Origin of the sequence: Vibrio sp. HS-50-1 (assembly GCF_024747315.1) — a bacterium.
In the GTDB taxonomy this organism is placed as follows: domain Bacteria; phylum Pseudomonadota; class Gammaproteobacteria; order Enterobacterales; family Vibrionaceae; genus Vibrio; species Vibrio diabolicus.
In genome coordinates this window covers 100666-125386 of record NZ_JAMPZF010000048.1, presented here as the reverse complement: position 1 = coordinate 125386, position 24721 = coordinate 100666, and the positions used below count along the sequence as shown (strand labels likewise).

The following is a 24721-nucleotide window of genomic DNA, read 5'->3' as shown; positions in this document are numbered from 1 at the left end:
CGCATACCCAACCGAGAAATAAAGTCTCGTTGCGTTGGTTTAGCCATAGTCAATTCGTTGCGGAGAATATCACAAAATAGCCAGTTTTCTGTGACGCAAATCACCATAAAAACCCATATTCTCAAATTTAAGAATCGACATTTAAGCCTGTGAATGGCAACAAATTTTTACAGGAGAGAATGGATATCGAAGGCATAAAAAACAGCTCATTTAAAATGAGCTGTTTTCGAAATAATGAACAGACGTGAACTTATCGAACTAGATTTTATCCGCCACGGTAAGCGTTGCAGCTAAGACATCTTGCCCAAATAATACACTGCGTTCTGGTGACCAACCATAAAGCGGATCTGGGTGATTGTTGTTGTCTTTAAATGGCATCTCGATCGTGTACGACAGGCATTTGAACTGCTCCGCGACCCAGTTTGAGCCTACCGTCAAATTCGCTTTACCCGGCTCATCTTTATCATAACCAATCTCATCTTGGAACTCAGGTGTAATAGTCAGTAACGCTTGCTTAAATGATGCCTCTAAAGCGGCAAGATTTTCATCGTAAGAAGGAATACCTTCTGAGCCAGCGACGAAGTTATACGGTATCGCTTCATCACCATGGATATCTAAAAACATGTCAACACCCGTTTCCAGCATGCGCTGACGCACAAGGTAGACTTCTGGGCTCTTTTCCATTGATGGCGTTTGCCATTCACGATTCAAGTTCACGCCTACCGCGTTCGTACGCAAGTGGCCGCGAATACCACCGTCTGGGTTCATGTTTGGTACCACGTAAAGCACTGCTTTTTCCAGTAATGCACGCGCAACCGTATCATTTTCATCCAGTAAACGTTGGATCATGCCTTCCATGAACCATTCAGCCATGGTTTCACCCGGATGTTGGCGTGCAATCATCCAGATTTTCTTTTTGCCTTCTTCCGGCTCACCAAACGTTAGCAAGCTCATGTCATTGCCGTCTAATGTGTGGCCTAATGTTTCTAGTTGGCAGTGGTGCGCGCTTTGTGCCATGTGTAACAAATCTAAATGACGATCGTATGTGTAAGGCGCAAAGTACGCGAAGTAAATTGAGCTACGCTCAGGGATAACAGTGAAAGTCAGCGTGTCACCATCGAACTCTGCTGGTATACGGAACCATTCTTCACGGTCGTAAGACGCCACGACATCGTAACCTTGCCACCCTTCTGGATAAGCCGACTTAGCCAAATCAAGCAGTTTGATCGTGTGCGACTGCTCGGCTTCGGTTTCTAGACGGAAATGGAACCACTGGTAGAATTCCGACATATTGTCATTAGGGATTTTAAGTTGGATGTCATTTTTGTCGTCCGCTTTCACTACGTGAATGCTGCCGCTATCGAAGTTGCTGAATACTTTCATTATATTACTCACCTTTTAAATCTGAGCTTGAAAGACAGAGGCTAACACAAGGCTACATCGCCCCCCAATGACTTTCACTGCAAACTGTCTCGTTTGTGGCTAAAGTCTTCAGTTTAGTCGAGCTTATCCGCTTTGCCTGCTGGTCCTGCGAGTTTCGCTAGCCATTTATCCCAAACAAACGGATGTTTCTCATTGTCTTCCGCTTCCTCTTTTCGGCGAACAGCATTTCGTACCATCATTGCTCCCAGCCAACGTATTGGTTCTGGTGGAAAATACCCAAGCGGTCCTTGCGCTAAACCACTTCGCGTCCATTCGTTATCTAGTCCTAACACCAACGACGATAAAATCTTTCCACCCATTCGAGTTTGGGCAACGCCGTTACCTGAATAACCAAATCCGTAAAAGACATTACTTTGCTCATCCAATTGTCCAAAGAAAGGAAAACCAGTTGCGGAGCGATCCGAACCGCCAGTCCAAGAGTACTCAAATTCAGCCCTTTTTAAGCGAGGAAAAAGGTTGTCGAATGATTTTTTTAGTAGCGTTTGATAACGCGTCGGCTTGTTAAACATCGCGTCAACTTGGTTGTTGAAAGAGAACTGATTACCGCCTTTACCTAGCATCAAACGGCCATCTGGCGTATCTCGGTAATAATGTACGAAGATGCGTGAGTCCAACACACTCGAACCTGCTTGCCAACCAGATTGAGACAAAGTATCACCAAGCGGTTTGGTAATAACCATATCCGAAGACACCACAACAATACTGTTTTTGAACTGCTTAAATTGCTCCACCATCCATGCATTTAATGCCAACACCACCTGCTGCGCTTGAATGTTTCCTTTAGGTGTACAGACGGTGGCAGGTTTTCCATAATCTAGACGCGTCATTGGCGTGTTCTCATAGATTTCCACACCCAACTCAATAGCGATACGGCGTAACCCTCGCGCGAGTAAGGCGGGTTGTACGTTAGCAGCAACCGGAGAGTGATAGCCTTCAATATGGCGAGGTGAACCCGCATTGGCACGCAGTTCCTCCACCGAGCAACGACGCCAACTGTTCACATTTAGCCGTTGTAACTCGTCGACAACTGGCTGCATTCCACCTTTCTGAGCCTGATTGGTTGCGGTGTAATAAACCCCTTTTAACGATAATTGCGCATCGATATTGTATTGCTGACAAAAGTCGTCAATCTCCAACACCGCTTGTTCCGACTCTTTTACCAACCAAACAGCATGTTCTTCACCGAATAACCGTTTCAACGTCGGGAACTTGGTAGACCATGTCAGCATACAGCCACCATTCGCGCCAGATGCCCCACTGCCACACAAGCCCTTTTCGATAACAACCACCTGTTTTTCAGGAGATTGCTGCTTAATCATAATCGCTGTCCAAAGTCCGGTGTAGCCACCACCGACAATAGCAACATCGGTATCAATATTTTGATGTAATGGTTGCGGCGTTTCTGGCTGTTCAGCTTCAATGGCCTGCTTGAACCAGTATGAACTGTGTGTCATCGGATATCCTTGTTAGTGCGTTGCATCGTTTCTGTAAACACTTTACAAACGATGAGCACAATCAACGAGCAAGAATATCTAACGCTGAGCGATAGCAAATGTTGCGCTGAGAGAGTGGAAGTTTCTGCTATCAATGAATACAAAAATGGGGAGCAGCGCTCCCCAAAACAAACAGCAAGGATATAAACTATCGGAAAATCGAGACCGTCTTACTGGTTAGTATTTACCGGTTTCACGCATGCGGTACTCGTATTGAACATTGAGAATAGGCTGGTATACAACTTGCCCGTCACTTTGCAAGAACTCATTCACCATGACTTTTGAGTCGGTGATAGAAAACGACTGGCGATCAACATACTCTGTAAGGCTTGTAAACTCGTCACGAAGCTGACCTGGTGATTTGCTTTGATAGTTCTGAATCATGTCACGACCCATTTCATAAGCCGCTTGTTTGCTATCCATAACATCACCATGGATCGTTTCGGTATCGTTTGTCCACTGATAGCCACCAGCAAAAACAACAGAAGGTGCAGCAGTCAGAGCAATCATACTTGCTAAAGTCATTAAGCGTTTCATAAACCTCTCCTTACTTACCTTTATATCGGGCCTAAATTGGCTCGATATTTATAAGGTACGTATAAAGACCAGAAACACGTCAAAATAATTTCAAATAACGTTCAATTCTTGTTCAACTCATTTCACTTTAACTTAGCAACACGGCATCATACTCTGCCAACACGAGCATTTTTCTACCTCGTAGTCACAACGTTCAAAGTGGCTTCCAAACTGACATTTCCTTACCAACCCATACAATACCTAAGGTCAATTTTCTCTTAGAATCCCAAAAAAAGAACAGTGTTCAAAACCTTATATAAACGTCGGGCACAGCAAAACCTCCCCTTTTAGTAGTGCTTTGCATTTCCCCCTTTTTCGGGTTCTTCGCTGCTCGTCCGTCGGTTCTTAATTGTGGCTGTTGAGCACACGTTAATCTGGAGTGAAAATGACCGCGAACAAATCCATTTTTTACCATAGCACATCAATTTACTCAGATGATTATGCTGATGTCTATAAGCCAATTTGGACCTACAGAGCTAAGTTCATCTTGCGCGCACTTTACTACAAACGAGCGTTTAAGCACCTGTCAGATAATATTGAATCGTCATTACTAGAGATGCTTTGTGCACGTACGCACCGCTTTTTAGAAAAACCGTTTCGTCCCTACATCATCAAAAATAACTCAGCGTTCGATCGTTCAAACCTAGTGGTTGATCACTACAAAACCATTTCAGAGCTGTTTTCTAAACAGACCATTGAAGAGATCTATACCGATTCGACAGGCTTAACATTAACATCATTTGAAATCGACGAGACATTGTACTCTGTGCGATTGGTGTACGAAGCGCGTTACCAAAAAGAAGGCGACATGAGCCTAGTGCTACACAGCGCGGAGGATGGCAACTTCTATACGCTCTCATTTACTCTCGGCCACATAGAATCTGGACGCAGCATTATGATTGGCGGCTTGCAAGGGCCACGCAGCAGTGAAGAGAACAACGCGAAAATTAAAAAGTTAACTCGTAAACTTTACGGGCAAAGACCAAAAAGCTTGATGGTGAGTTTGCTCACTTTACTCGCGCAAATTTGGGAAGTGAATACGATTCTAGCGGTAAAAACACAATCCCATACTTATGCTGCACGACGCTACAGTAAAGGACGAATCAAAACGGATTACGATGCACTCTGGCAAGAGTTGGGCGGCACCGAATACAACCGTCATTTCTACTCACTCGATGTGAATGCCCCGCGTCGTGATATCGAAGGCATGTCGCGTTCTAAGCGTTCGATGTATCGACGTCGTTACGAATGGTTAGACAATACCAAGGTCACTTTCGAACAAATATTAAAAGGCGAGCAAGCTAAAAGCTAAGGAGAAGCGTTCATGCGTTATTCATTCATTACTGCTTTAGTGTTGTCGGCTTTTTCTTTGTCAGCCAATGCAGAAACCAGTGAGCACATCATAGGTACAAACATTGGCTATGGCGATGTGAACTACGATGCTCCGACAAGCAAAGAATCAGGCGACATGTTCTTAGGTGAAATATATTACCGCTACATGCCAACACATAACTTTGGTATCGAAGCAGGTTATAAAGGCGCGTTTGACGGTATCGGCTCGATACTCGTGAGTCCGATTTCAGAAGTCACCAATACGAGCTTCTCCGGGCCTCGCTTGAGTGGCTATGCTAGCTATCCTCTGGGTTCAGGTTTCGAACTGTACGGCAAGGCAGGTGTCACTCTCTACACTCTCGAATACACTTATAAAGTGAACGGTCAGAGCAAGAACATCGAACACTCAAGTGTCGGAGGTGAAGCGGCTGGCGGTATCGGCTGGAGCTATAAACACTTTGGTTTGAATGCAGAATATGTGTACTCAAAAAACAGCGATTTTGACTCTAGCGGTGTGATGTTTGGTGCGCAACTGCGTTTTTAAACAAGGCTTACAAGTTAATACAAAAGGCAGCGAGAGGCTCATTCGCTGCCTTTTTTCGTGAATATAGGTCAATACGTAAGCGCGAGAATGATCCCCGCCACGATAGAAGTAACGCCAAGCCCTCGGGTGAGATACCATTTCTCAGACAGAAACCAAATCCCCATAAACAATCCAAACACAATGCTGATTTGCCTTAGTGCTACGACCAAGCTCACGTTGTCTGTCATGGTCATCGCAAACAGTACCAAACCGTAGGTGGATGCCATCATTACCCCTGCCATGCTGGCTGTTTTGCGGATATGCCAGACTGTCTTAATCTCATCTGGTTTGCCTGTAACCAAACACCACACAAGGGCAGGAATACCAATTGCCCAAAACTGCACGCCCAAATAGAAGATTGCACTGTACTGATCATTCAAGATCTCTGACGCTTGCCCTGTGAGTAAACTCAGCGCTTCTTTATCAACCACGGAGTAACCCGTTGTGCCTATTGCGGCAATTAATGCCCAGAACACACCGACATTCAAATAAGAGCCAAATGTCATTTGACGAAAATTCGTCAGTGGTACCAGCATACAACCAAGGGTAATCAGCAAGAATCCAAGCCACTGCTGACTGGATAATTCATGTCCCAATGCAACACTGATTGCGCCGACCATCATCACAGGCAGTGCCCGAGCAATCGGATAAACCACCCCCACATCAGCGTGCTTATAAGCGACAATCAAACCAACCAGATAAACCATTTGTGAAATGCCGCTAATGAACAGCAATCCCCAAAACTCACTCGGTAATGATGTCCAGCCAATGGTTGCCAAATACCAAATCAAATAAGGGGTAAGAATGGCACAGGCAGAAAAGCTGGCGGCCATGGTAAACGCGAGCCCTGACCCAGAGTTGCTTTTGCCAAGGATATTCCAGCCCGCATGAAGAACAGCAGAGAAAACGACGAGACCAATCGCCAACAAATCCATTTCAATGTTCCTGTCTGAATAAAAGAAAGGCCCCGAGATGGAGCCTTAGATAATGAGAAAATCCACTTAACGATTGAGTTCCGCCAGAGATTCAATGCTGATGGCATCGTGTCGCCAATACTCGATATCGCAATCAATCAACTCACCGTGTTGGTTGTAGTTGATGCGCTCCACCACCATCGCTGGCGTGCCGGCTGTCGCGCGCAATGCTTGAGCCATTTCACCCAACAAAGTACTGGTTGAAATGCGGTAGCGAATCTTTTGATACGTCACGCCATAATGATCGCGATAAATGTCCGTCAGTGAATTTGATAAATCGTAGTCCAACAGGTTCGGAAACAGCTCTGGGCGAATGTAGTTTGTTACGAAGACCACAGGTCTGTCTTCAAGGTATCGCACACGGTCGACTCGATACACATCCGAGAAAGGCTGCAAGTCCAACAAGCGCGCGGCTTGTTTGTTTGCCAGCGTCCCTTTTGCTGCGACCAACTCCGTTTTTGGCACTCGATTTTGCGCTTTCGCCATGTTCGGGAAGTTCAGCGTTTGGGTTGGGTCGTAACGCAATGGCTCAGGTGAGATAAACCAACCTCGGCGATCTTCGCGATAGATTCGACCTTCCGCTTCCAGCAGTGATAAAGCTTCACGCAGAGTGACGCGTGTAGTATCGAACGACTCCGCCAACTTACGCTCTGCTGGCAGTTTTTGACGCGGCGATAGCATGCCCGCTTCAATCTGTTCAACAATCGAATCTTTAATTTTTACGTATTGCACGAAGTGTCCTTATCTTTTGCGCCAAGCTTGTGTGCGATTCTCTAACAATTTACCCAAAGTCATCTGAACAATCTTCGCAATTGCGGCAGCCATCATGATCATCACAGCCATTGCCGCTGCAGCGCCAGTTTGACCTGCATCGTCCATATTCAGAATCGAGACCGAAGCCGGAATCGTATCAGTTGAGTAAAGGAATACTACCGCAGAAGTGGTGGTCAATGCATTAACAAACAAGTAAGTCGCAATGTCCAAAATCGCAGGTAAACACACAGGTAATGTCACTTTAAAGAACAACTTGTACTGAGGAAGCTTCACCGATGCTGCTGTGGCTTCAATCTCCGATGGCAACTGCTTTAGCGCTGTCAGGGCGGTCATGTGACCCACGGTGTAGTAATGCACTACCGTGTTAATCACCAAGAATGCCATGGTGCCATAAAGCACGTTCAGAGGATTGTTCGCATCGTTGAAGTAAAAGATGTAACCCAAGCCAAGCACCATACCAGGAACCGCCATTGGCACCACGCTGAGCATTTGCATCACCTGACGAATTGGACCAAACGCACGCCCTTTCTCAATGCAGTAAGCACCGACAAAGATAATGGCTGTACCGATCACTGCCGTCCAGCCTGCCAGCGTTAGCGAGTTGAAGAATGGGCTCCAACCGTAAGTGCTCATTTCAGTAAAGTTGTAATTGTTTAGCGTCAACGCTTTGTTCCAAGGCCAGAACGTAACTAACGAGCCATACACCGCCATGCCAAGCACAGCCAGCACTGCGATAGAAATGATGCTGCAGTAAACCAAACAGATGCTGTCGCGCGCTTTGTTAGGTTCTGGCTGATAAGGCACCGAGCGAGTGTCAAATAAGCTCTTTTGCTTTTTCTGTACCCAGCGGTCTGCGCCGAACGCCATTACCGCAGGAAATAACAACATAATGCTGGTCACCGCCCCCATGGCAAAGTTTTGCTGTCCCACGACTTGCTTGAAGATGTCAGTCGCCAGAACGTTGTAGCTGCCACCAATCACTTTCGGCACACCAAAGTCCGTGATAACCAGTGTAAAGACGACGATAAGCGTACTGATCAAACCGTATTTCGCCGCAGGTAGCGTAACCATAAAGAAGGTTTTGATGGGCGATGTTTTAAGTGCGCGGGCAGCTTCATACAAACGGGCATCTGAAGTGCGCAGCGAAGTGGTCAAAATCATCAATGCATGAGGGAATGTCCAGAAAATCAAACCCATCGAGATACCAATCACGCCGTAAATCGAGTTTCCTAACAGCATCTCTTTGGCAATGCCTTGATTACCGAAAAGGAAGATCAAACTGATCGCCGGCAACAACGAAGGCGCAAGAATTGGCGCAGTGCCTAGGATTTGAAACAAACCTTTAAATGGCATGCATGAACGAGTCAGCGCGTAGGCATAGCCAAACGCAAGCACACCCACTACCGAGGTCACTATCACGCCCAAAGTGAAGGTGTTGCCCACCGACACCCACAAGCTTGAAGAGGAAAAGTACGTCGCAAAGTTTGCCAGACCGACAAATTCGCCATTGGCATTTTGCACACTCTTGGTCAACATTGCCCAAAGCGGCATTAAGATGAACAACACCATCATGGTCGACAAACCAGCGAGCAAACCAAACAACACAAGGTTGTCGCGGCTAACACGTCCGAGTAAGGATTTTGCTTTGTCTTGTGTGGTCAGGCTATTCATCGTCATTGTCTTCGCATCCATGTTTACACCTACGCTGCTAGCGCTTTATCAACCGAGGGCACGGCGTAACCATGCAGCCCTTCTTCAGCAAACTGGATGTAACGTACATCGCCCGCCTTGATATTGAGTTTTTGAACCGTTTCCACAGGCACATCCACTACGATGGTTTTCGTTGAGCTGTCGTTTTGCAATACGCAATCAATGCGGAAAAACGCCCCCAGAAACTCGGTAGCCGTAACTCGCACTGGGAGAGAGTTGGTATAGCTTTCAACGAACTTGATGCTTTCAGGACGCACCGCAAGGTCGAAGCGGTCACCACGTTGGATCTTACGATTGGTCAAGCTTGGCGCTGGCATCAAGGTTTCGGCAATGCGTACTTGGGAGTCCGTAGCTACTGAGGTTTCAATAAAGTTCATGCTGCCGACAAACTCAGCGACAAAGCGCGTAGCTGGTTGTTGGTAGATTTCTTGAGGTGTGCCAACTTGCTCAATCACACCATGGTTCATTACCACGATACGATCCGCCATCGATAATGCTTCGTCCTGATCGTGCGTAACCATGATGGTGGTGATGCCCAGCTTACGTTGCAGCTTGCAAATCTCATCACGTAAGTGAACACGTACTTTTGCATCCAGCGCTGACAGCGGCTCATCAAGTAGCAGTAGACCCGGAGATAGCGCCAATGCACGAGCCAAAGCAACACGCTGCTGCTGACCACCAGAAAGTTGGTTAGGGAATTTCTCTCCAGAGGTTGGAAGACCAATGGTTTCTAGCCAGTAATCTACTTTCTCTAACGCTTCTTTGGTCGACATACCTTGGTTCTTCAAACCCACTGCAATGTTCTCTTGCACAGTTAGGTTCGGAAACAGCGCGTAAGATTGGAATACGATCCCGAAATCGCGCTTCTCTGGTGGTAGGAATGTGGTCTCTTGACCGTTTTGAAAAATCGCACCAGACGTTGGCAAGTCTAAACCTGCAATGGCACGTAGTAGAGTGGTTTTACCGCAGCCAGAAGGACCAAGAAAACAAACGAACTCGCCCTTTTCAATCGCTAGCGAGATTTTCTTTAATGCAGTGAACTGTCCGAATTGCTTCACTACATTTTCAATATTTAGGTAATGTTGGTTAGTTGACATAACACACGCTCCAAATGGTATATACCAACCTTAATTTGGGAGTGTTACGTTCCAATGACAAATTTATAGCCAGAAGATGACAAATAGATGAAGGGAAGCGAAGTTTGTTTACGTGACAATTAGAGATTCCCGACTCGCTCCTTCGTCACTCTCGAGAATGACGTGATGAGTGTGGTTCATAAATTCTGAAATCACATTCGCGGCTCAGAACGACAAGTTTTGACCTTCACTCCATATACTTAAGATCGTCATTCCGGACGAGCCTAAGCGAGCCATCCGGAATCTCTTACAAGCACTATATTCTGAGATTCCCGACTCACTCCTTCGTCGCTCTCGAGAATGACGTTGTGAGTGCGGATAGAAGCTCCCAACTTTCTTAAGTCCGTCATTCCAGCGAACCTAGGTGAGACTAGGAATCTACTTTCAACAAACTCTGAAATAACATAGAAAACAAAAAATCCACCTCAACCGAGGTGGATTTCAGCATTCAACTCAAAGCAAATTCAATTAAGACTTTGGCTCTGATTTCGCGTCAAATTTCTCAGACCATGCCGCTAGAATCTCTGCACGCTTGCTACCCATTTGCGCGAAGTCCATCTTCGCCATGTTCTCTTGAACGTTCGGGAAGTTAGACACGGTCGCTTTCACTTCTTTATGTGCAACCACTGGGTACATTTCTACGTAAAGCTCGTTTGCCGCTTTAGAGATTGACCAGTCGACAACGCGCTTCGCTGCATCCGACTCTTTTACTAGACCAACCGCTTCTGATTCCCAGCCGATGCCTTTTGGTGTGATAACCGCTAGTGGTGCACCTTGTGTTTTCAGCTTCGCGCCGCGGCTCGCCATCGAAATACCGATAGCCACTTCACCCATACCCGCTTGAACACATGGCTTAGAACCAGAGTGCGTGTAGTGTGCAATGTTCTTATCTAGGTCACGCATGTAGTTCCATGCCTGATCTTCACCCATGTTTTGTAGCCAAGCAGAAACCTGCATGTAGCCAGTACCTGAAGACGCTGGGTTCGGCATTGCAATGTGACCTTTGTAAACCGGCTTTGTTAGGTCTTCCCAAGACGTTGGTTTCGGTAGGTTAAGTTGTTTCGCTACCGCTTCGTTGAAACAAACTGCGTTAAAGAACGCATCGTTACCAAACCAAGCTTGGTTTGATTGAGGGTCGTTTAGGTTCGCGTGCAGCTCTTCCAAACCTTTTGGTGTGTAAGGCTTAAGAAGACCTTCATCTTTAAGCAGTGCCATTGACGAGCCAGCCAGACCCCAAACCACTTCCGCTTGAGGGTTGTTCTTTTCTGCCAGCAATTTCGTCGTCATGATACCGGTGGAATCGCGAACCCACTTAATCTTGATATCTGGGTTATCTTTCTCAAACGCAGACTTGTATTTAGCAAGAATGTCAGTTTCGAAAGCGGTGTAAACCGTGACTTCCTGTGCTGCCATTGCATTCGTAGCTAGCAGAGAGACAAGTGCAGCCAGCGATCCTTTCATCAAACGGTTTTTCATCATTTTCTCCAGTTAATTTGGCTAAGTTTTAATTTGGTCTGTACCAGTTGACGATAACCACCCTACTGAGCCTTTGTGACGAAATCATGACCATTAAATGGCAGTTTTACGAAAATTTGCGATGAATAATCGTTCAATTGATCCGCCATTTTCTGGATATTAAAGTTTTATGAAATTGGATATTCGCCTATTTACTGCCCTTTTCTTCCTCGCTAGAGTGAACTTGAAATTTGGTGTAGACCAATTGGCCTATTCTGATGGAAATCGAGATGAAAAACGAATACCTACTACTGACTCCAGGTCCTCTATCTACTTCTGAAACAGTACGTGAAGCCATGCTAAAAGACTGGTGTACTTGGGATGATGAATACAACAAAGACATTGTAGAAGTGATCCGCACTAAGCTTGTAAAACTGGCGACGGAGCAAAACGGCTACACCAGCGTACTAATGCAAGGTAGCGGCACCGCATCAGTAGAAGCGACGATTGGCAGCGCCATTGGCAAAGATGGAAAATTGTTGGTTGTCGACAACGGTGCTTACGGTGCGCGTATCGCTCAGATCGCTGATTACCTAAATATTCCATGCCATGTAGTTTCCCCAGGCGAAACATCACAGCCACACTTGAACGAGGTGGAAACTGCATTGGCATCGGATCCTGCTATCACACACGTGGCAATTGTTCACTGTGAGACAACCACTGGCATGCTTAACCCAATTGAGGCATTTGCTTCTGCGGCAAAAGCACACGGTAAAGTCGTGATTCTCGATGCCATGTCGAGCTTTGGTGGCATTCCTATCGATATCGCAGAGCTGGGCATCGATTTTATGATCAGCTCAGCGAACAAATGTATTCAAGGCGTACCGGGTTTTGGCTTTGTGATTGCGAAGCAAACTGAGCTCGAAAAGTGCCAAGGTCAGGCACGTTCTTTGAGCCTTGATCTTTACGACCAGTGGCACTGCATGGAAGTGAACCACGGCAAATGGCGTTTCACGTCTCCAACGCACACAGTTCGCGCTTTCTACCAAGCATTGCTAGAACTGGAACAAGAAGGGGGCATTGAGGCTCGTCATAACCGCTACCAAACTAACCAGAAAACACTGGTTGCAGGTATGCGTTCTCTGGGTTTCGAACCGCTACTGAGTGATGACCTTCACTCGCCAATCATCACTTCTTTCTACTCTCCGACGCACAGTGATTACCAGTTCAAAGCGTTCTACACACGTTTGAAAGAGCAGGGCTTCGTGATTTATCCGGGTAAGGTATCGAACGCAGATTGCTTCCGTATCGGCAACATTGGCGAAGTTTACCCAGCAGATATCGAGCGCTTAATCGGTGCGATTGAAAAAGCAATGTACTGGCAAGTTGCGTAAAGCAGCCTTCTGATTGAGAGCGCATTATGACTCAGAATATCAAACCGACTCATTTCCGCAGCGAAGGTGATGTCAACACGACACCAGCGCGCCAAGCTTGGAATGCATCGATGGACGATGAACGCACGCAAGCCTTGTTGAAGCGTGATTCGCAGGTCTTTCTTCATCAAGCCATGTCGACGCCTTGCTTAGATACCTTGGAAGCAGCAGAAGGCATCTACATCCAAGATGCTACCGGTAAAAAGTACATGGACTTCCATGGCAATAACGTCCATCAGCTGGGCTACGGTCATCCGCATGTGATTAAACGTGTGCAAGAGCAAATTGCCAAACTGCCGTTTTCACCACGTCGTTTTACCAATGAAACCGCGATTGAATGTGCCGAAAAGCTCACCCAAATCTGTGGCGGCGAATTGAACCGCGTGCTGTTTGCTCCGGGTGGCACCTCTGCGGTTGGCATGGCACTTAAACTAGCGCGCCACATCACGGGCAACTACAAGGTGGTGTCTCTGTGGGATTCCTTCCACGGCGCATCGTTGGATGCCATCTCAGTGGGCGGCGAAGCGTGTTTCCGCCAAGGCATGGGACCATTAATGGCAGGTGTTGAACACATCCCACCAGCGGTGTCTTACCGAGGTGCTTTCCCTGTCGCGGACGGCAGCGACGTGCATTACGCCGACTACCTTGAATACGTGATTGAGAAAGAAGGCGGCGTGGGCGCGTTTATCGCAGAGGCAGTTCGTAATACCGACGTACAAGTGCCGAGCAAAGCCTACTGGAAACGCATTCGCGAAATCTGTGACAAACACAATGTCATGCTGATCATCGACGACATCCCTAACGGCATGGGTCGCAGCGGTGAATGGTTTACCTACCAAGCCTACGACATCGAGCCAGATATGCTCTGCATTGGTAAAGGTTTGGGCGGAGGCTTAGTGCCTATCGCAGCCATGGTAACCAAAGACAAATACAACACCGCCGAGCAAATCTCCATGGGTCACTACACTCATGAGAAAAGCCCTATCGGTTGTGCTGCAGCACTGGCAACCATGGAAGCCATTGAGCAAGACGGCTTGCTAGATAAAGCCAAAGCCGACAGCCAGTTCATGCGTGAAAAGCTGCTAGAGATGAAAGCCAAGTACCCTGTGATTGGTGATGTTCGTGGCATCGGCATGTTGTGGGGCATTGAACTGGTCACTGACCACGAAAGCAAAGCGCGTGCGTATGACGAAGCGGAAGCTGCGTTGTACCAATGCCTCAACAATGGCGTGAGCTTCAAGGTGTCGCAAGGCAATGTGATTCAACTCAGCCCACCGCTGGTCATCACTCGCGAACAACTGACAGAAGCGTTGGCGATCTTCGAAGAATCGATCGCCAAAGTGTGTAACGACTTTAACTACTTCTAACTTCAACAAAAACCAATTTATCCAGAGCGCAGTTCCAACGTGTAGGCAAGCGCTCTGGCAAGCAAAAAAGGATTGAACATGAACAACTCACCAATTCAAGCAGTGATCTTTGACTGGGCTGGCACTATCGTCGATTTCGGCTCTTTTGCGCCAACCAGCATCTTTGTGGAAGCATTCAAACAAGGCTTTGATTTTGAAATCGACCTTGAAGAAGCGCGCGAACCAATGGGACTTGGTAAGTGGGATCACATCCAAGCTGTGGGTCGTATCCCTGCGGTTGATCAGCGTTGGAATGAGAAGTTTGGTCGCTCAATGACCAGCGAAGACATCGACACTATCTACGCAGCTTTTATGCCTCTGCAAAAAGCAAAAGTGGCTGACCATGCCGAGCCAATTCTCAATGCAATTGAAGTTGTGAACGGTCTGAAAGACAAAGGCATCAAGATCGGTTCTTGTTCTGGTTACCCTCGCGAAGTGATGGACGTACTGATTCCAGTGGCAGCGGATTACGGCTATAAACCAGATTACGTGGTAGCAACGGATGACCTACCACAAGGTGGTCGCCCAGCACCATTTATGACACTGAAAAACGTGATTGAGCTGAACGTAACTGACGTTAACGCGTGTATTAAAGTGGATGACGCAGCACCGGGCATCGATGAAGGTCACAACGCCGGTATGTGGACCGTTGGTCTGTTGCTTTCTGGTAACGAAGCGGGTCTGACGTTTGAAGAATACAAAGCCGCGGACGAAGCAACGCTTAATGTCGCTCGTGAAAAAGCGCGTGCAAAACTGCTCAAGAGCTCGCCGCACTACCTTATCGATACGATCGCAGACTTCCCTGAAGTGGTGGCAGATATCGAACGTCGCCTAGCAGCAGGTGAACGTCCGTAATCTTCATCTTCCACCAATAAGTGAAAACAAAACGCCCCTCATGTGAGGGGCGTTTTTCATATTGAGGCTATCTTATTGAGACAACAACTTTCTCGTTGGTTCTTGCTCGGTGTATTCAACGGATTCGTTACCAGATAGCTTATCGACGTCAGCTTGTTCGCCGCTCACCACCAGTACCTGTTGCTTCACCAACGCATCAACCACTTTAAGGTTATGTTGACGAAGAAGCGCTCTCACTTCGCTCTCTTTCCCTTTGTGATACTTAACAAAGTAACGCGTAGGTTGTTGCTCAGCTTGTTCAGAACGTTCATCCACGAGCGGAAATCCTTGATTGTTCGCCAAGCTGGCCGAGCTTAGTCCGATTGCCAATAGTGCGGTAGCACTCACCGCAGACAAAGAAAGTAAGGTCAACTTCTTCATAGCCACTCCTTATTGAAAAGTCAGAGTCCAACTGTTGATTGTGCCTGTGTCTCTTCTGGCACTGTCTACCGCTTTTAGTTCCCAAGAACCTTGTGATTCAAAACCAGAGAAATCCGCTTGGAAAGTGGCCTTGATATCGTTAGCGCTGCCGCCAGTATTATCGTGAAGCACGACTTCTCCACCAGTAGGTGAAGTTAGCGTCACTCGTAGGTCACCGATGTAAGTGTGGCTAATATCAACGTCAATACTTACTGTACCTGAATCACCAGAGCGATCGACATCTACTGCGCTGATTGCGCCAGAAGATTTGTTGTCAGGAATCGCAACAGGGCTGGTGTTTGAGAAGCTAGAGTCCGAAGAGCTACCGCCACCGTCAGGACCGTTACAGCCCGCATCCAAGAATAGTTTCGCCGCTTCCGCATTCACTAGGCCGTGACCTGTGCGGTTGTCTCGTCCAGCGACATCAATGTCTGTTGCCGTTTGAACTAGGGCATTACGTACTTGCGCTGCTGTACACGTTGGGTGGTAACTCCACACCAAGCCTGCTACGCCAGTTACATGAGGTGTTGCCATCGATGTACCATTGTAGTACTCGTAATCTTCACCAGAGGTGGTTGAAACCGTAATTTCTTGACCTACATACCCCAGCAACTCTTGACCAAATGCACGGTCAACCGTCACCGAAACCATGCGATAAGCGTTGTTTGTGTCAACCAAGAATGGGTTTTGTAAACCAGGTAGTTCCGAGTTGCTGTATACGATTGCCGCTCGCGCACCCGCATTGTAACAAGCCTGAACCGCATCCACTTCTGGGTAGTTACCTGAAGACTGGTTGCCAATACGTTCAGTCAAACAAATTTTGCCCGACATATCACCACAGTTAAAGTTACCGCCAGATACATCACAGCTATCTAGCATTGCTGTTACTGAACCAGCGATTGGATCTGGCACATACGAAGAGCCGTTATTGATCAAACGATTGTGAGGGACAATGCCGCGATCAAATTGGCTTACGCCATTCAAGGTAATATCAGAAAGTTTACCTTCGCCTACCGTAACCGTTGATAAGATCGCCACACCTGGGCCAGAGATCTCAACTTGATCAGTAGATTGCGAGAACGCCGCATGATCATTTTGGTTATCGACAGCAGCAACAGACATAACTGAATCGTAAGAAGCTGGGTAGCTGTGTGCGGTGTTACCGTCATTACCAGCTGCGGCGATTAGCAGAACGCCTTGATCGTAAATGTTTTGCAGTGCATTTTGCTCAGTTCGGCTTGATTGACTACCACCAAGACTCATGTTCACAACGTTGGCACCATTATCTGCACACGTTTGGATCGCTTTAACAAGCCCAGATGAGTAACCCCAACCTGATTCGTTAAATACTTTCACGATGTGCAAATTCACATTCTGGTTTGGCATCACTCCCTTTACACCTTCGGTGTTGGCAATCGCTGCGATAGTACCTGCTACGTGAGTACCGTGGGCGTTATTGTTACCCGGATCGCTCCATGATCCTGTACCACTATCGTTGGTACCTGCAACACGGTTACCGCTTAGGTCGTTGTGCGAGATGTCGTACCCTGAATCGATAATACATACAGTGCGATTACCAGCATTGAAGTCGTCTAACTGTTGAGCATTAACCGCTTCATAACCCCACGGGGTAGTTTCGCTGAGCAAATAGCGAGGCGGATCGACTTCGACATATTCCACATCACTGCGATTACGAAGTGGTTCTAAGTCATCACCATCCAACTCAACGCTGTAAATGGCGCGATTACCTAGTTTTTCCACCTTACGTGCCTTTACCTGTTGTAAAACAGACTCCTGCGCGATTCGTGGTCCCCAAAATGAGTTACCACCCATTGAAGATCGGCTGACTGCATCTTCTTTGAATTTGACGATGTACTTCGTCGGTAACTTAGATTCATCAAATCCCATTGGTGGAGCCGCAAACGCTGACATAGAAGTGGTCAGTGCTATCGCTACGGCAGACAACGAAAATAAGCCTTGTTTTTTACTTGTTGTGTAGTGCATTTGCCCTATTCCTTATTTGAGCTAATTTTTATTCACTATATTCCCATGAAAAGTCATCACCATGATGTTTGCATGAGAGCTTCAGCTATAGTTTATAGGCCAAAAATGCCAAACAATTTGTTTCATGAATATACAACTTTGTACAAAAGATCATTCAATAAACATTTTTAGTTAACATCAAAAAGCATAAACAAAACCTTATAAAGCAATCACTTAATTAACAAAAAGTGCATGTTAAATTAATGTTAGTGAGTAATTATTCTAAATAACACGTATTTAATCGATTGCTATGCTGAATGGATTTTTTGACTGTGGTGCCAAAACTGAAATATTGAATATTTAGTTGTTGACTGTCTTGAGTATTTACTCAGAATTAGAAGGTTTAGTGAGAAAAATTCTCATCTAAATACTGTTATAGCCGAGCGTATTCACGTATTCGGAACCATAACCATTACAAGAAGAGTGAATGATGAAAAAAACAATCACACTATTAACTGCATTACTTCCGCTTGCCTCTGCCGTTGCAGAGGAGCCAACATTATCACCAGAAATGGTTTCTGCGTCTGAAGTGGTCAGCACGCAAGAAAATCAAACCTATACTTACGTTCGCTGCTGGTATCGTACGAGCCACTCTAAGGATGATGCGGCTACCGACTGGAAATGGGCAAAAAACCAAGATGGTAGTGACTTCACTATCGACGGTTATTGGTGGAGCTCTGTTTCATTTAAAAACATGTTCTACACCAACACTTCACAAAACGTGATTCGCCAGCGCTGTGAAGAAACACTAGATCTGGCGAACGAGAACGCAGACATTACGTTTTTTGCTGCTGACAATCGCTATTCTTATAACCACACGATCTGGAGCAATGATGCTGCAATGCAACCAGATCAAATCAACAAAGTAGTGGCTTTGGGCGACAGCTTATCTGATACAGGCAACATCTTTAACGCTTCCCAATGGCGCTTCCCTAACCCAAACAGCTGGTTCTTAGGTCACTTCTCGAACGGTTTTGTTTGGACGGAATACGTTGCTAAAGCCAAAAACTTACCGCTTTATAACTGGGCAGTTGGCGGCGCAGCAGGTGAGAACCAATACATTGCGCTAACAGGTGTCGGCGAACAAGTTTCTTCTTACTTGACCTACACAAAACTGGCGAAAAACTACAACCCAGCAAACACATTGTTTACGTTGGAGTTTGGTTTAAATGATTTCATGAACTACAACCGTAGCGTGCCGGAAGTAAAAGCGGATTACGCTGAAGCTCTGATTCGTCTAACAGACGCGGGCGCGAAGAACTTCATGTTGATGACACTGCCAGACGCAACCAAAGCACCACAGTTCAAATACTCAACGCAGGAAGAAATTGAAACGATTCGCGCGAAAGTATTGAAAATGAACGAGTTCATCAAAGCACAAGCGATGTACTATAAAGCTCAAGGTTACAACATTTCATTGTTTGATACGCACGCGCTGTTTGAGACGTTAACCTCGGCACCAGAAGAACACGGGTTCGTGAATGCAAGTGATCCTTGTCTGGACATCAACCGCTCATCTTCTGTGGATTACATGTACACCCATTCATTACGCTCAGAGTGCGCGGCATCTGGCGCAGATAAGTTTGTGTTCTGGGATGTGACTCACCCAACCACAGCCACGCATCGTTATGTTGCTGAAAAAATGTTGGAAAGCAGCAATAACTTAGAAGAGTTTCGCTTTTAATAAGACTTTCTTATAGGTTAAACTCTTAATCATCATAAATACTTTGATGATAAAAATGGCCACGAAATATCGTGGTCATTTTGTTTTCATATACATGAGTCTACTTTTATATTTAAATATAGATGAACAATAATTAAAATACAAAATTCCAAGTTATAAGTATTATAAACAAAACTTTTAAATACCAGCAAACCAGTAAAATCTAAACTTATTCAACATGCAATCCATTTAAATTTCATCATGGTCATTTTGATTATGCATTTAAAGAGGAGTTAAGTGGCAAGTTAAATAAAAAATACCCACATAACACAGGTAAGACCGAGAGGAGTGTGTCATGTGGGTTTAAACGATAGTTCTCTTGCTGATTCGAACTACCAACGTTGGGATGCAATGGAAATACAAATGACTCAGAGTTTCCATCACGGACACTTTATCGCTGGATGCCCCTCTATTTGTTAGGGAACAGTCAGCACAATAAAAATAGAGAAGTAATACCGAAAAAAATAAAAATAGAGGTTCAGGATTTTATTTACACGTAAAATAACTACTATATTCACGCCATGAAGCATTAATAAATTCAACAATAAATATTTATTAAGTTAAATTTACTTATTGTCAGCACACTGTTAGTTTTACTCCTAAATGCACTGGTCAGATTTGTTTATTTTACTGATTTTCGTTGCAATACAACTTCTAATTAATTCATGAGAAAAACATGCAGCGACAATTAACTCTTTCACCGATTTATTTATTAATCGGGTTAGCCTCCTCGACGGCGTATGCCGGTGGTTTTCAAATTAACGAACATTCTGCGACGGGTCTTGGTCGTGCTTTTGCTGGTGATGCCGTCATTGGTGATAATGCGTCTGTAGTCAGCCGCAACGCCGCAGCGATGACGCTGTTTAAACAAAATGCCTTATCGTTCGGTGTCACTTACGTCAAGCCTGACGTTACCGTTAAAAATGCGCAATATCATCGAGCTAACATTAATGCGGATGTCAATGTTGGTATGGGCGGTTTTCCTCCTTCCCCTCAAGTTGACATTACCCCGTCCTTCTCTCAAACCGTGACCGACATTGATGACGTCGATGGCGTCGGTCAACCAGCCGTTGTACCCAATTTTTACTTTATTCACCCTATCAATGACGACTGGTATCTAGGCTTATCGGCATACTCCAACTTCGGAACCGACATGGAGTTTAAACCAAACTATGGCGCACCTGTTTTTGGCGGTGTCACCAGCGTAGAGAGTGTCAACCTTGGCGCAAGCTTGGCATACAAGGTGAACGACCGTTTTAGTATCGGTGGTGGTATTGATGTGATTTACGGCTCTGGTGAGCTGTACCGCGATATGGACGTGGGTGTTTGCGTTGGTGGGAACATACTTGGAAACGAACTAGAACAACGCTGTGGATCCGTAAAAGGCAACGCACTTGATGTGGAAGCTGGCGGCATTGGGCTTGGCGCGAACATTGGCATGATGTACGAGTTTAACGAGCGTCATCGCTTAGGTTTAAGCTACAAGCACAGCCCTAACATTGATGCCAAGGGCGACATCCAATTTGCTGGCGAATCGTACGACTCACTTGCTATGCCGCTACCGGATATTGCGGAGTTTTCCGGTTATCACCGCGTCTTACCTAAATTTGCCCTGCACTATTCTGTGCAGTGGATTGGTTGGTCAGCATTTGACAGCTTGAAAGCTGATGATCAGTTGCTAAAAGATTTTCAGTGGCAAGACTCCGCGCACTACTCCATCGGTGCGACTTGGTACGCCAATGAACGTTGGACACTTCGCACGGGTTACATGTTCGACAAAACACCTGTCGATGAGCTGACTTCGCTTTCTATCCCAGATTCGAACCGTCACTGGTTATCCGCGGGGGCCTCTTACCAATGGTCATCAGATACCACGGTTGACATCGGCATGACGTACTTGATTGGTGAAGATGTCAACGTAGAAGAGTACGCGTATGAAGGTGTTCCTGCACCGATGGTGACGGGCGTGACCCATTCAAATGCGTTCCTAATTGGTGCCCAACTCAGCCACCGTTTCTAATTTGTTAGGCAGTGATCAAACCTCTAGGTCATTGCCTTGTAACAACGCTTATCAAAGCGACCGAACAGAGACATTATTATGAACAAAACACTACTTGCTTTTTCACTCTCCCTTCTCACTCTAAGCGCTGCTCAGGCTTCGGAATGGGGCTATGGCAATGACAAACACGGGCCAGAGCACTGGGGAGAAATCGCCAAAGACTGTGCTACCACAAAAAACCAAAGCCCAATCAACATCGACAACCCTGCCGATGCAAAACTGGAAGCATTGAACCTTTCGTACACTGGTCAGGTCATTGGTTTAACCAACAATGGTCATACGCTGCAAGCGCAAGTGAACGGACGTAACAGCTTCACCATCGATGGCGAGACGTTCGAGCTGCAACAGTTCCATTTCCACACACCTTCAGAAAACCAAATCAAAGGCCGTCAATATCCACTTGAAGCGCACTTTGTACACGCCAACGCAGACGGCGAGTTGGCGGTAATTTCGGTGATGTTTGATGCAGGCGATCAAAACGCAGCGCTGTCTAAACTGATCAACGCAATCCCACAAGAGAATCAAACCACGTTCTTTAAAGATACGTTTGAGATTAACGACTTACTGCCAAAAACTGCAAACTACTATAAATTTAACGGCTCTTTAACCACACCGCCATGTTCAGAAGGTGTGCGCTGGTTTGTGCTTAAAGACACTCAAACCTTATCCAAAGATCAAGCCGAGAAACTGATGGAAGTCATGGGACAAAACAATCGTCCGCTGCAACCGCTAAATGCGCGCGTTGTACTTTCTAACTAATCGCCAAATCCGATAAGGGGCATCGTATTTGCCCCTTATTTTGATTCGCTCTAACCTCACTTCGTTACAGGAACCCCCAATGAAAACTCCATCTGTTCTGTCACTCTTACTCGCACTCGCCCCCTCTCATAACCTTTCTGTCGGTCAAACCACCCCTTCCGTCAGCATTGATACCTATGGCGAAATGACGCTACAAGGAGACGATGTGGCTTATCAACCTTGGGCAACTCAGCAGATGTTAGGCAAAGTCCGTGTGATACAAGCCATTGCAGGTCGTAGTAAAGCCAAAGAGATGAACGCGCCGCTGATGTCAGCAATCACTGCCGCTCACTTTCCTGAAGATCAGTATCAGACCACAACCGTAATCAACCAAGAAGACGCCATATGGGGAACCGGTACATTTGTTAAATCGTCGGCAGAGGACAGCAAAAAAGACATTCTCTTGGTCTTCCATGGTGTTAGACAAAAATGGCGTATTAGCAACAACTTGGGATCTACAGCAAGAAAGTTCTGCGATTATCGTACAAAATAAACAAGGCGAAGTTTTATTCGTGAAAGAAGGGGCTTTAACTCAAGACGAAGTCACACACGTCATCGAACTGATTAAACAGAATATCTAAACCTAAGGTAAGGAAAAGCTATGAAACTGTTCAACACCATCGCACTCTGTCTTTTAGCGGCTGTAGCCTCTTTCCAATCGGTTGCTGGAGACAACGATTGGGACAAGATTGCAGATAAAACCGTCAGTTTTAAATCGGAAACCGACACAGTCAATCCACTGTCCCCATTTGCTAACGCTCGTTTCAGCCACATCAAAATCAAATGTACGCAAGGTACGGTCGATCTGAAAAGCGTTAAAGTAATCATGAAAGATGGTCAGGAAAAGACGTTCGACAGTTTAGGTGTTCTGACTAAAGGCATGTCATCAAGAAGCTTAAGCCTACCAACGAAAGATAACGCGAAATTAGACAAGATCGAGTTGAACTATGAATCGGTTGGCAGCACAGCGCTGCAAGTCGCGGGGGTGACCAAGAAAGCAAAAGTAGAAATTTTAGGTAAGAAAATCGACGAGTAAGCGATGGCTCAACGAGCTCTCCCAAACTAAAAACAGCGGCACTAGGCCGCTGTTTTCATTAAAAATTATCATTAAATGAATTTCTTCAGCTTCGCCAAACCATAAGCCGCGATAGTGACACAATCTTTGATCGTGCCGTCGATCATCATTTGTTCGAACTCCTCAACAGAAAAAGCGCGAGTGATCAAATCCTCTTCTTCACTGTCGAGTTGATTGCCCACGTCCGTTAAATCACTGGCGAAGTAGACGTGACATGTCTGATTCAAAAAGCCGTATGCGATAAACTGCGCGCCGACATACGCCATGGCGCTCGCCTGCATGCCCGTTTCTTCACGTAGCTCACCTTTGGCAAGCTCAAGATGATCCGCATCTGGGTTTGATTCCCACGCCCCTTGTGGGATCTCCCAGCAACGTTGACCTACGGTGTAACGGTACTGCTGAACCAAGTGAATCATCCCATTATCGATAGCCAGAATCGCAGCACAATCAGGTTTGTCGACCACACCATAGATGCCCTCTGCGCCGCTCGGACGTAAAATTTTGTCCTCACGCACCGTCATCCACTTATTCTGGTAAACGACTTTGCTGTCTAGCTGTTTGATGTCTGGCATAGTTATTCCTTGATTTTTCTGAGGGTTACTGCGGAATAATACCCGATTCGGTTACGCCACCAAAATGTTCTTTAGTTCACTCAAAGACTCAACGGTGTAATTTGGTGCGATACGCTCATCGACACTTGCGCCTGTGGTATTTAACCAGCAAGTTTCAATACCAAAGTTATTGCCACCAAGAATATCGGAATGCAGGTTGTCACCCACCATCAGTACACGCGTTTTGCATGGGTTGCCCATTTGCTGCATCGCGTATTCAAAAATGCCTAAGTCCGGTTTTGCGACGCCCACTTGTTCAGAGATCACCACTTTATCGAAGTACTCAGTCATCCCTGTGCGCTCAAGGCGAATTGCTTGCAACTCTGTAAAACCGTTGGTGATGATGCCCATTTTAGCTTTGCCTTGCAGCGCTTCCATCAGCTCTTTTGCACCTGGCAACAAACTGCAAATATCGGCCATTGCTTCTAAAAATGCGCTATTGAGATCTGCTGTTGTGGTATTCAACTTCTCAGCCCACTCGGTAAAGCGGTTATGTTTTAGCTCATCTGCCGTTACTTTGCCGTCTTGGTAATCCACCCAAAGCGGTTTGTTTACGGTTTGGTAATGAGCAAAATCTTGTTCAGTAAAATCTACGCCTTTGCGAGAAAACATAAGCTGCAAACCTTTGAAAGCATCAAAGTGGAATAAGGTTTCGTCAGCGTCAAACAGGATCCAATCGTACTTCATTTTCTTCTTCCCAAAATCAAGGTCGTAATACTGATGCATAGTCTAGATTGTTTTCTTCTTGAAGATAATCTCTATAATTGGAAATTAATTGTATCC

The 24721-nt window shown here is 46.0% G+C and carries 21 protein-coding genes and 1 pseudogene; 10 read left to right on the top strand and 12 right to left on the bottom strand.

Going from position 1 to position 24721, the window contains the following annotated elements; all coding sequences use genetic code 11:
- Positions 1-258 precede the first annotated feature (258 nt).
- The 3 genes from NDJ01_RS19910 to NDJ01_RS19900 all read right to left on the bottom strand — a co-directional run bounded on the left by NDJ01_RS19910 (position 259) and on the right by NDJ01_RS19900 (position 3473).
- On the bottom strand, positions 259-1383 hold the full coding sequence (locus tag NDJ01_RS19910) for a M14-type cytosolic carboxypeptidase (protein ID WP_005395332.1): 1125 nt from the start codon (positions 1381-1383) through the stop codon (positions 259-261).
- 113 nt (positions 1384-1496) lie between these two features.
- Positions 1497-2897 (bottom strand): FAD-dependent oxidoreductase, encoded by a 1401-nt coding sequence (locus NDJ01_RS19905; RefSeq protein WP_258587207.1) that lies wholly within the window; start codon positions 2895-2897, stop codon positions 1497-1499.
- A 216-nt stretch (positions 2898-3113) separates the two neighbouring features.
- Positions 3114-3473, bottom strand: coding sequence for a DUF3316 domain-containing protein (locus NDJ01_RS19900; protein ID WP_005395335.1), 360 nt, complete (start codon positions 3471-3473; stop codon positions 3114-3116).
- A gap of 424 nt (positions 3474-3897) precedes the next feature.
- Between NDJ01_RS19900 and NDJ01_RS19895 the strand changes: the two genes are divergently transcribed.
- The gene (locus tag NDJ01_RS19895) at positions 3898-4824 is read left to right on the top strand and encodes a VirK/YbjX family protein (RefSeq protein WP_258587206.1); all 927 of its coding nucleotides are present in this window, start codon (positions 3898-3900) and stop codon (positions 4822-4824) included.
- A gap of 12 nt (positions 4825-4836) precedes the next feature.
- Positions 4837-5388, top strand: coding sequence for a porin family protein (locus NDJ01_RS19890; protein WP_258587205.1), 552 nt, complete (start codon positions 4837-4839; stop codon positions 5386-5388).
- 68 nt (positions 5389-5456) lie between these two features.
- Here the strand turns inward: NDJ01_RS19890 and NDJ01_RS19885 are convergent, their stop codons facing one another.
- The 5 genes from NDJ01_RS19885 to NDJ01_RS19865 form a co-directional block, all read right to left on the bottom strand.
- Positions 5457-6362 carry an EamA family transporter gene (locus tag NDJ01_RS19885; RefSeq protein WP_258587204.1) on the bottom strand — a complete coding sequence of 302 codons (906 nt, stop codon included), beginning with the start codon at positions 6360-6362 and terminating at the stop codon, positions 5457-5459.
- Between the two features lie 66 nt (positions 6363-6428).
- A complete protein-coding gene (phnR, locus tag NDJ01_RS19880) occupies positions 6429-7133 on the bottom strand; it encodes a phosphonate utilization transcriptional regulator PhnR (protein ID WP_005442366.1) in 705 nt (234 codons plus the stop codon).
- Positions 7134-7142: 9 nt separating this feature from the next.
- A complete protein-coding gene (locus NDJ01_RS19875) occupies positions 7143-8867 on the bottom strand; it encodes a putative 2-aminoethylphosphonate ABC transporter permease subunit (RefSeq protein ID WP_258587203.1) in 1725 nt (574 codons plus the stop codon).
- An 8-nt stretch (positions 8868-8875) separates the two neighbouring features.
- A complete protein-coding gene (locus tag NDJ01_RS19870) occupies positions 8876-9982 on the bottom strand; it encodes a putative 2-aminoethylphosphonate ABC transporter ATP-binding protein (protein ID WP_258587202.1) in 1107 nt (368 codons plus the stop codon).
- A 507-nt stretch (positions 9983-10489) separates the two neighbouring features.
- Entirely contained in the window at positions 10490-11500 is a 1011-nt protein-coding gene (locus NDJ01_RS19865) for a putative 2-aminoethylphosphonate ABC transporter substrate-binding protein (protein WP_258587201.1), read from the bottom strand.
- 266 nt (positions 11501-11766) lie between these two features.
- Here NDJ01_RS19865 and phnW point away from each other — a divergent pair, with 266 nt between their 5' ends.
- The 3 genes from phnW (at position 11767) to phnX (ending at position 15170) form a co-directional block, all read left to right on the top strand.
- Positions 11767-12870: a 2-aminoethylphosphonate--pyruvate transaminase gene (gene phnW / locus NDJ01_RS19860; RefSeq protein WP_041054152.1), complete on the top strand. Its 1104-nt coding sequence runs from the start codon at positions 11767-11769 to the stop codon at positions 12868-12870.
- A gap of 26 nt (positions 12871-12896) precedes the next feature.
- A complete protein-coding gene (locus NDJ01_RS19855) occupies positions 12897-14276 on the top strand; it encodes an aspartate aminotransferase family protein (protein WP_258587200.1) in 1380 nt (459 codons plus the stop codon).
- Between the two features lie 78 nt (positions 14277-14354).
- The gene (phnX, locus tag NDJ01_RS19850; RefSeq protein WP_258587199.1) at positions 14355-15170 is read left to right on the top strand and encodes a phosphonoacetaldehyde hydrolase; all 816 of its coding nucleotides are present in this window, start codon (positions 14355-14357) and stop codon (positions 15168-15170) included.
- Between the two features lie 72 nt (positions 15171-15242).
- Here the strand turns inward: phnX and NDJ01_RS19845 are convergent, their stop codons facing one another.
- Together NDJ01_RS19845 and NDJ01_RS19840 are read right to left on the bottom strand one after the other, a co-directional pair.
- The gene (locus NDJ01_RS19845; RefSeq protein WP_005395359.1) at positions 15243-15590 is read right to left on the bottom strand and encodes a hypothetical protein; all 348 of its coding nucleotides are present in this window, start codon (positions 15588-15590) and stop codon (positions 15243-15245) included.
- Between the two features lie 9 nt (positions 15591-15599).
- Entirely contained in the window at positions 15600-17633 is a 2034-nt protein-coding gene (locus tag NDJ01_RS19840) for a S8 family serine peptidase (RefSeq protein WP_046873865.1), read from the bottom strand.
- 466 nt (positions 17634-18099) lie between these two features.
- Between NDJ01_RS19840 and NDJ01_RS19835 the strand changes: the two genes are divergently transcribed.
- From NDJ01_RS19835 to NDJ01_RS19815, 5 genes and pseudogenes are all read left to right on the top strand, one after another.
- The gene (locus NDJ01_RS19835) at positions 18100-19356 is read left to right on the top strand and encodes a type 2 secretion system lipase (protein WP_005395362.1); all 1257 of its coding nucleotides are present in this window, start codon (positions 18100-18102) and stop codon (positions 19354-19356) included.
- Positions 19357-20071: 715 nt separating this feature from the next.
- Positions 20072-21415: an OmpP1/FadL family transporter gene (locus NDJ01_RS19830; RefSeq protein WP_258587198.1), complete on the top strand. Its 1344-nt coding sequence runs from the start codon at positions 20072-20074 to the stop codon at positions 21413-21415.
- Positions 21416-21493: 78 nt separating this feature from the next.
- Positions 21494-22213 (top strand): carbonic anhydrase, encoded by a 720-nt coding sequence (locus NDJ01_RS19825; protein WP_258587197.1) that lies wholly within the window; start codon positions 21494-21496, stop codon positions 22211-22213.
- 79 nt (positions 22214-22292) lie between these two features.
- Positions 22293-22833 (top strand): annotated as a pseudogene (locus NDJ01_RS19820) (YtfJ family protein).
- 20 nt (positions 22834-22853) lie between these two features.
- Entirely contained in the window at positions 22854-23288 is a 435-nt protein-coding gene (locus tag NDJ01_RS19815) for a hypothetical protein (protein ID WP_005393700.1), read from the top strand.
- Positions 23289-23359: 71 nt separating this feature from the next.
- Here NDJ01_RS19815 and NDJ01_RS19810 read toward each other — a convergent pair whose 3' ends face one another.
- The gene (locus NDJ01_RS19810; RefSeq protein WP_005393699.1) at positions 23360-23899 is read right to left on the bottom strand and encodes an NUDIX hydrolase; all 540 of its coding nucleotides are present in this window, start codon (positions 23897-23899) and stop codon (positions 23360-23362) included.
- A 51-nt stretch (positions 23900-23950) separates the two neighbouring features.
- On the bottom strand, positions 23951-24625 hold the full coding sequence (gene yjjG, locus NDJ01_RS19805; protein WP_029800868.1) for a pyrimidine 5'-nucleotidase: 675 nt from the start codon (positions 24623-24625) through the stop codon (positions 23951-23953).
- Positions 24626-24721: the final 96 nt, after the last annotated feature.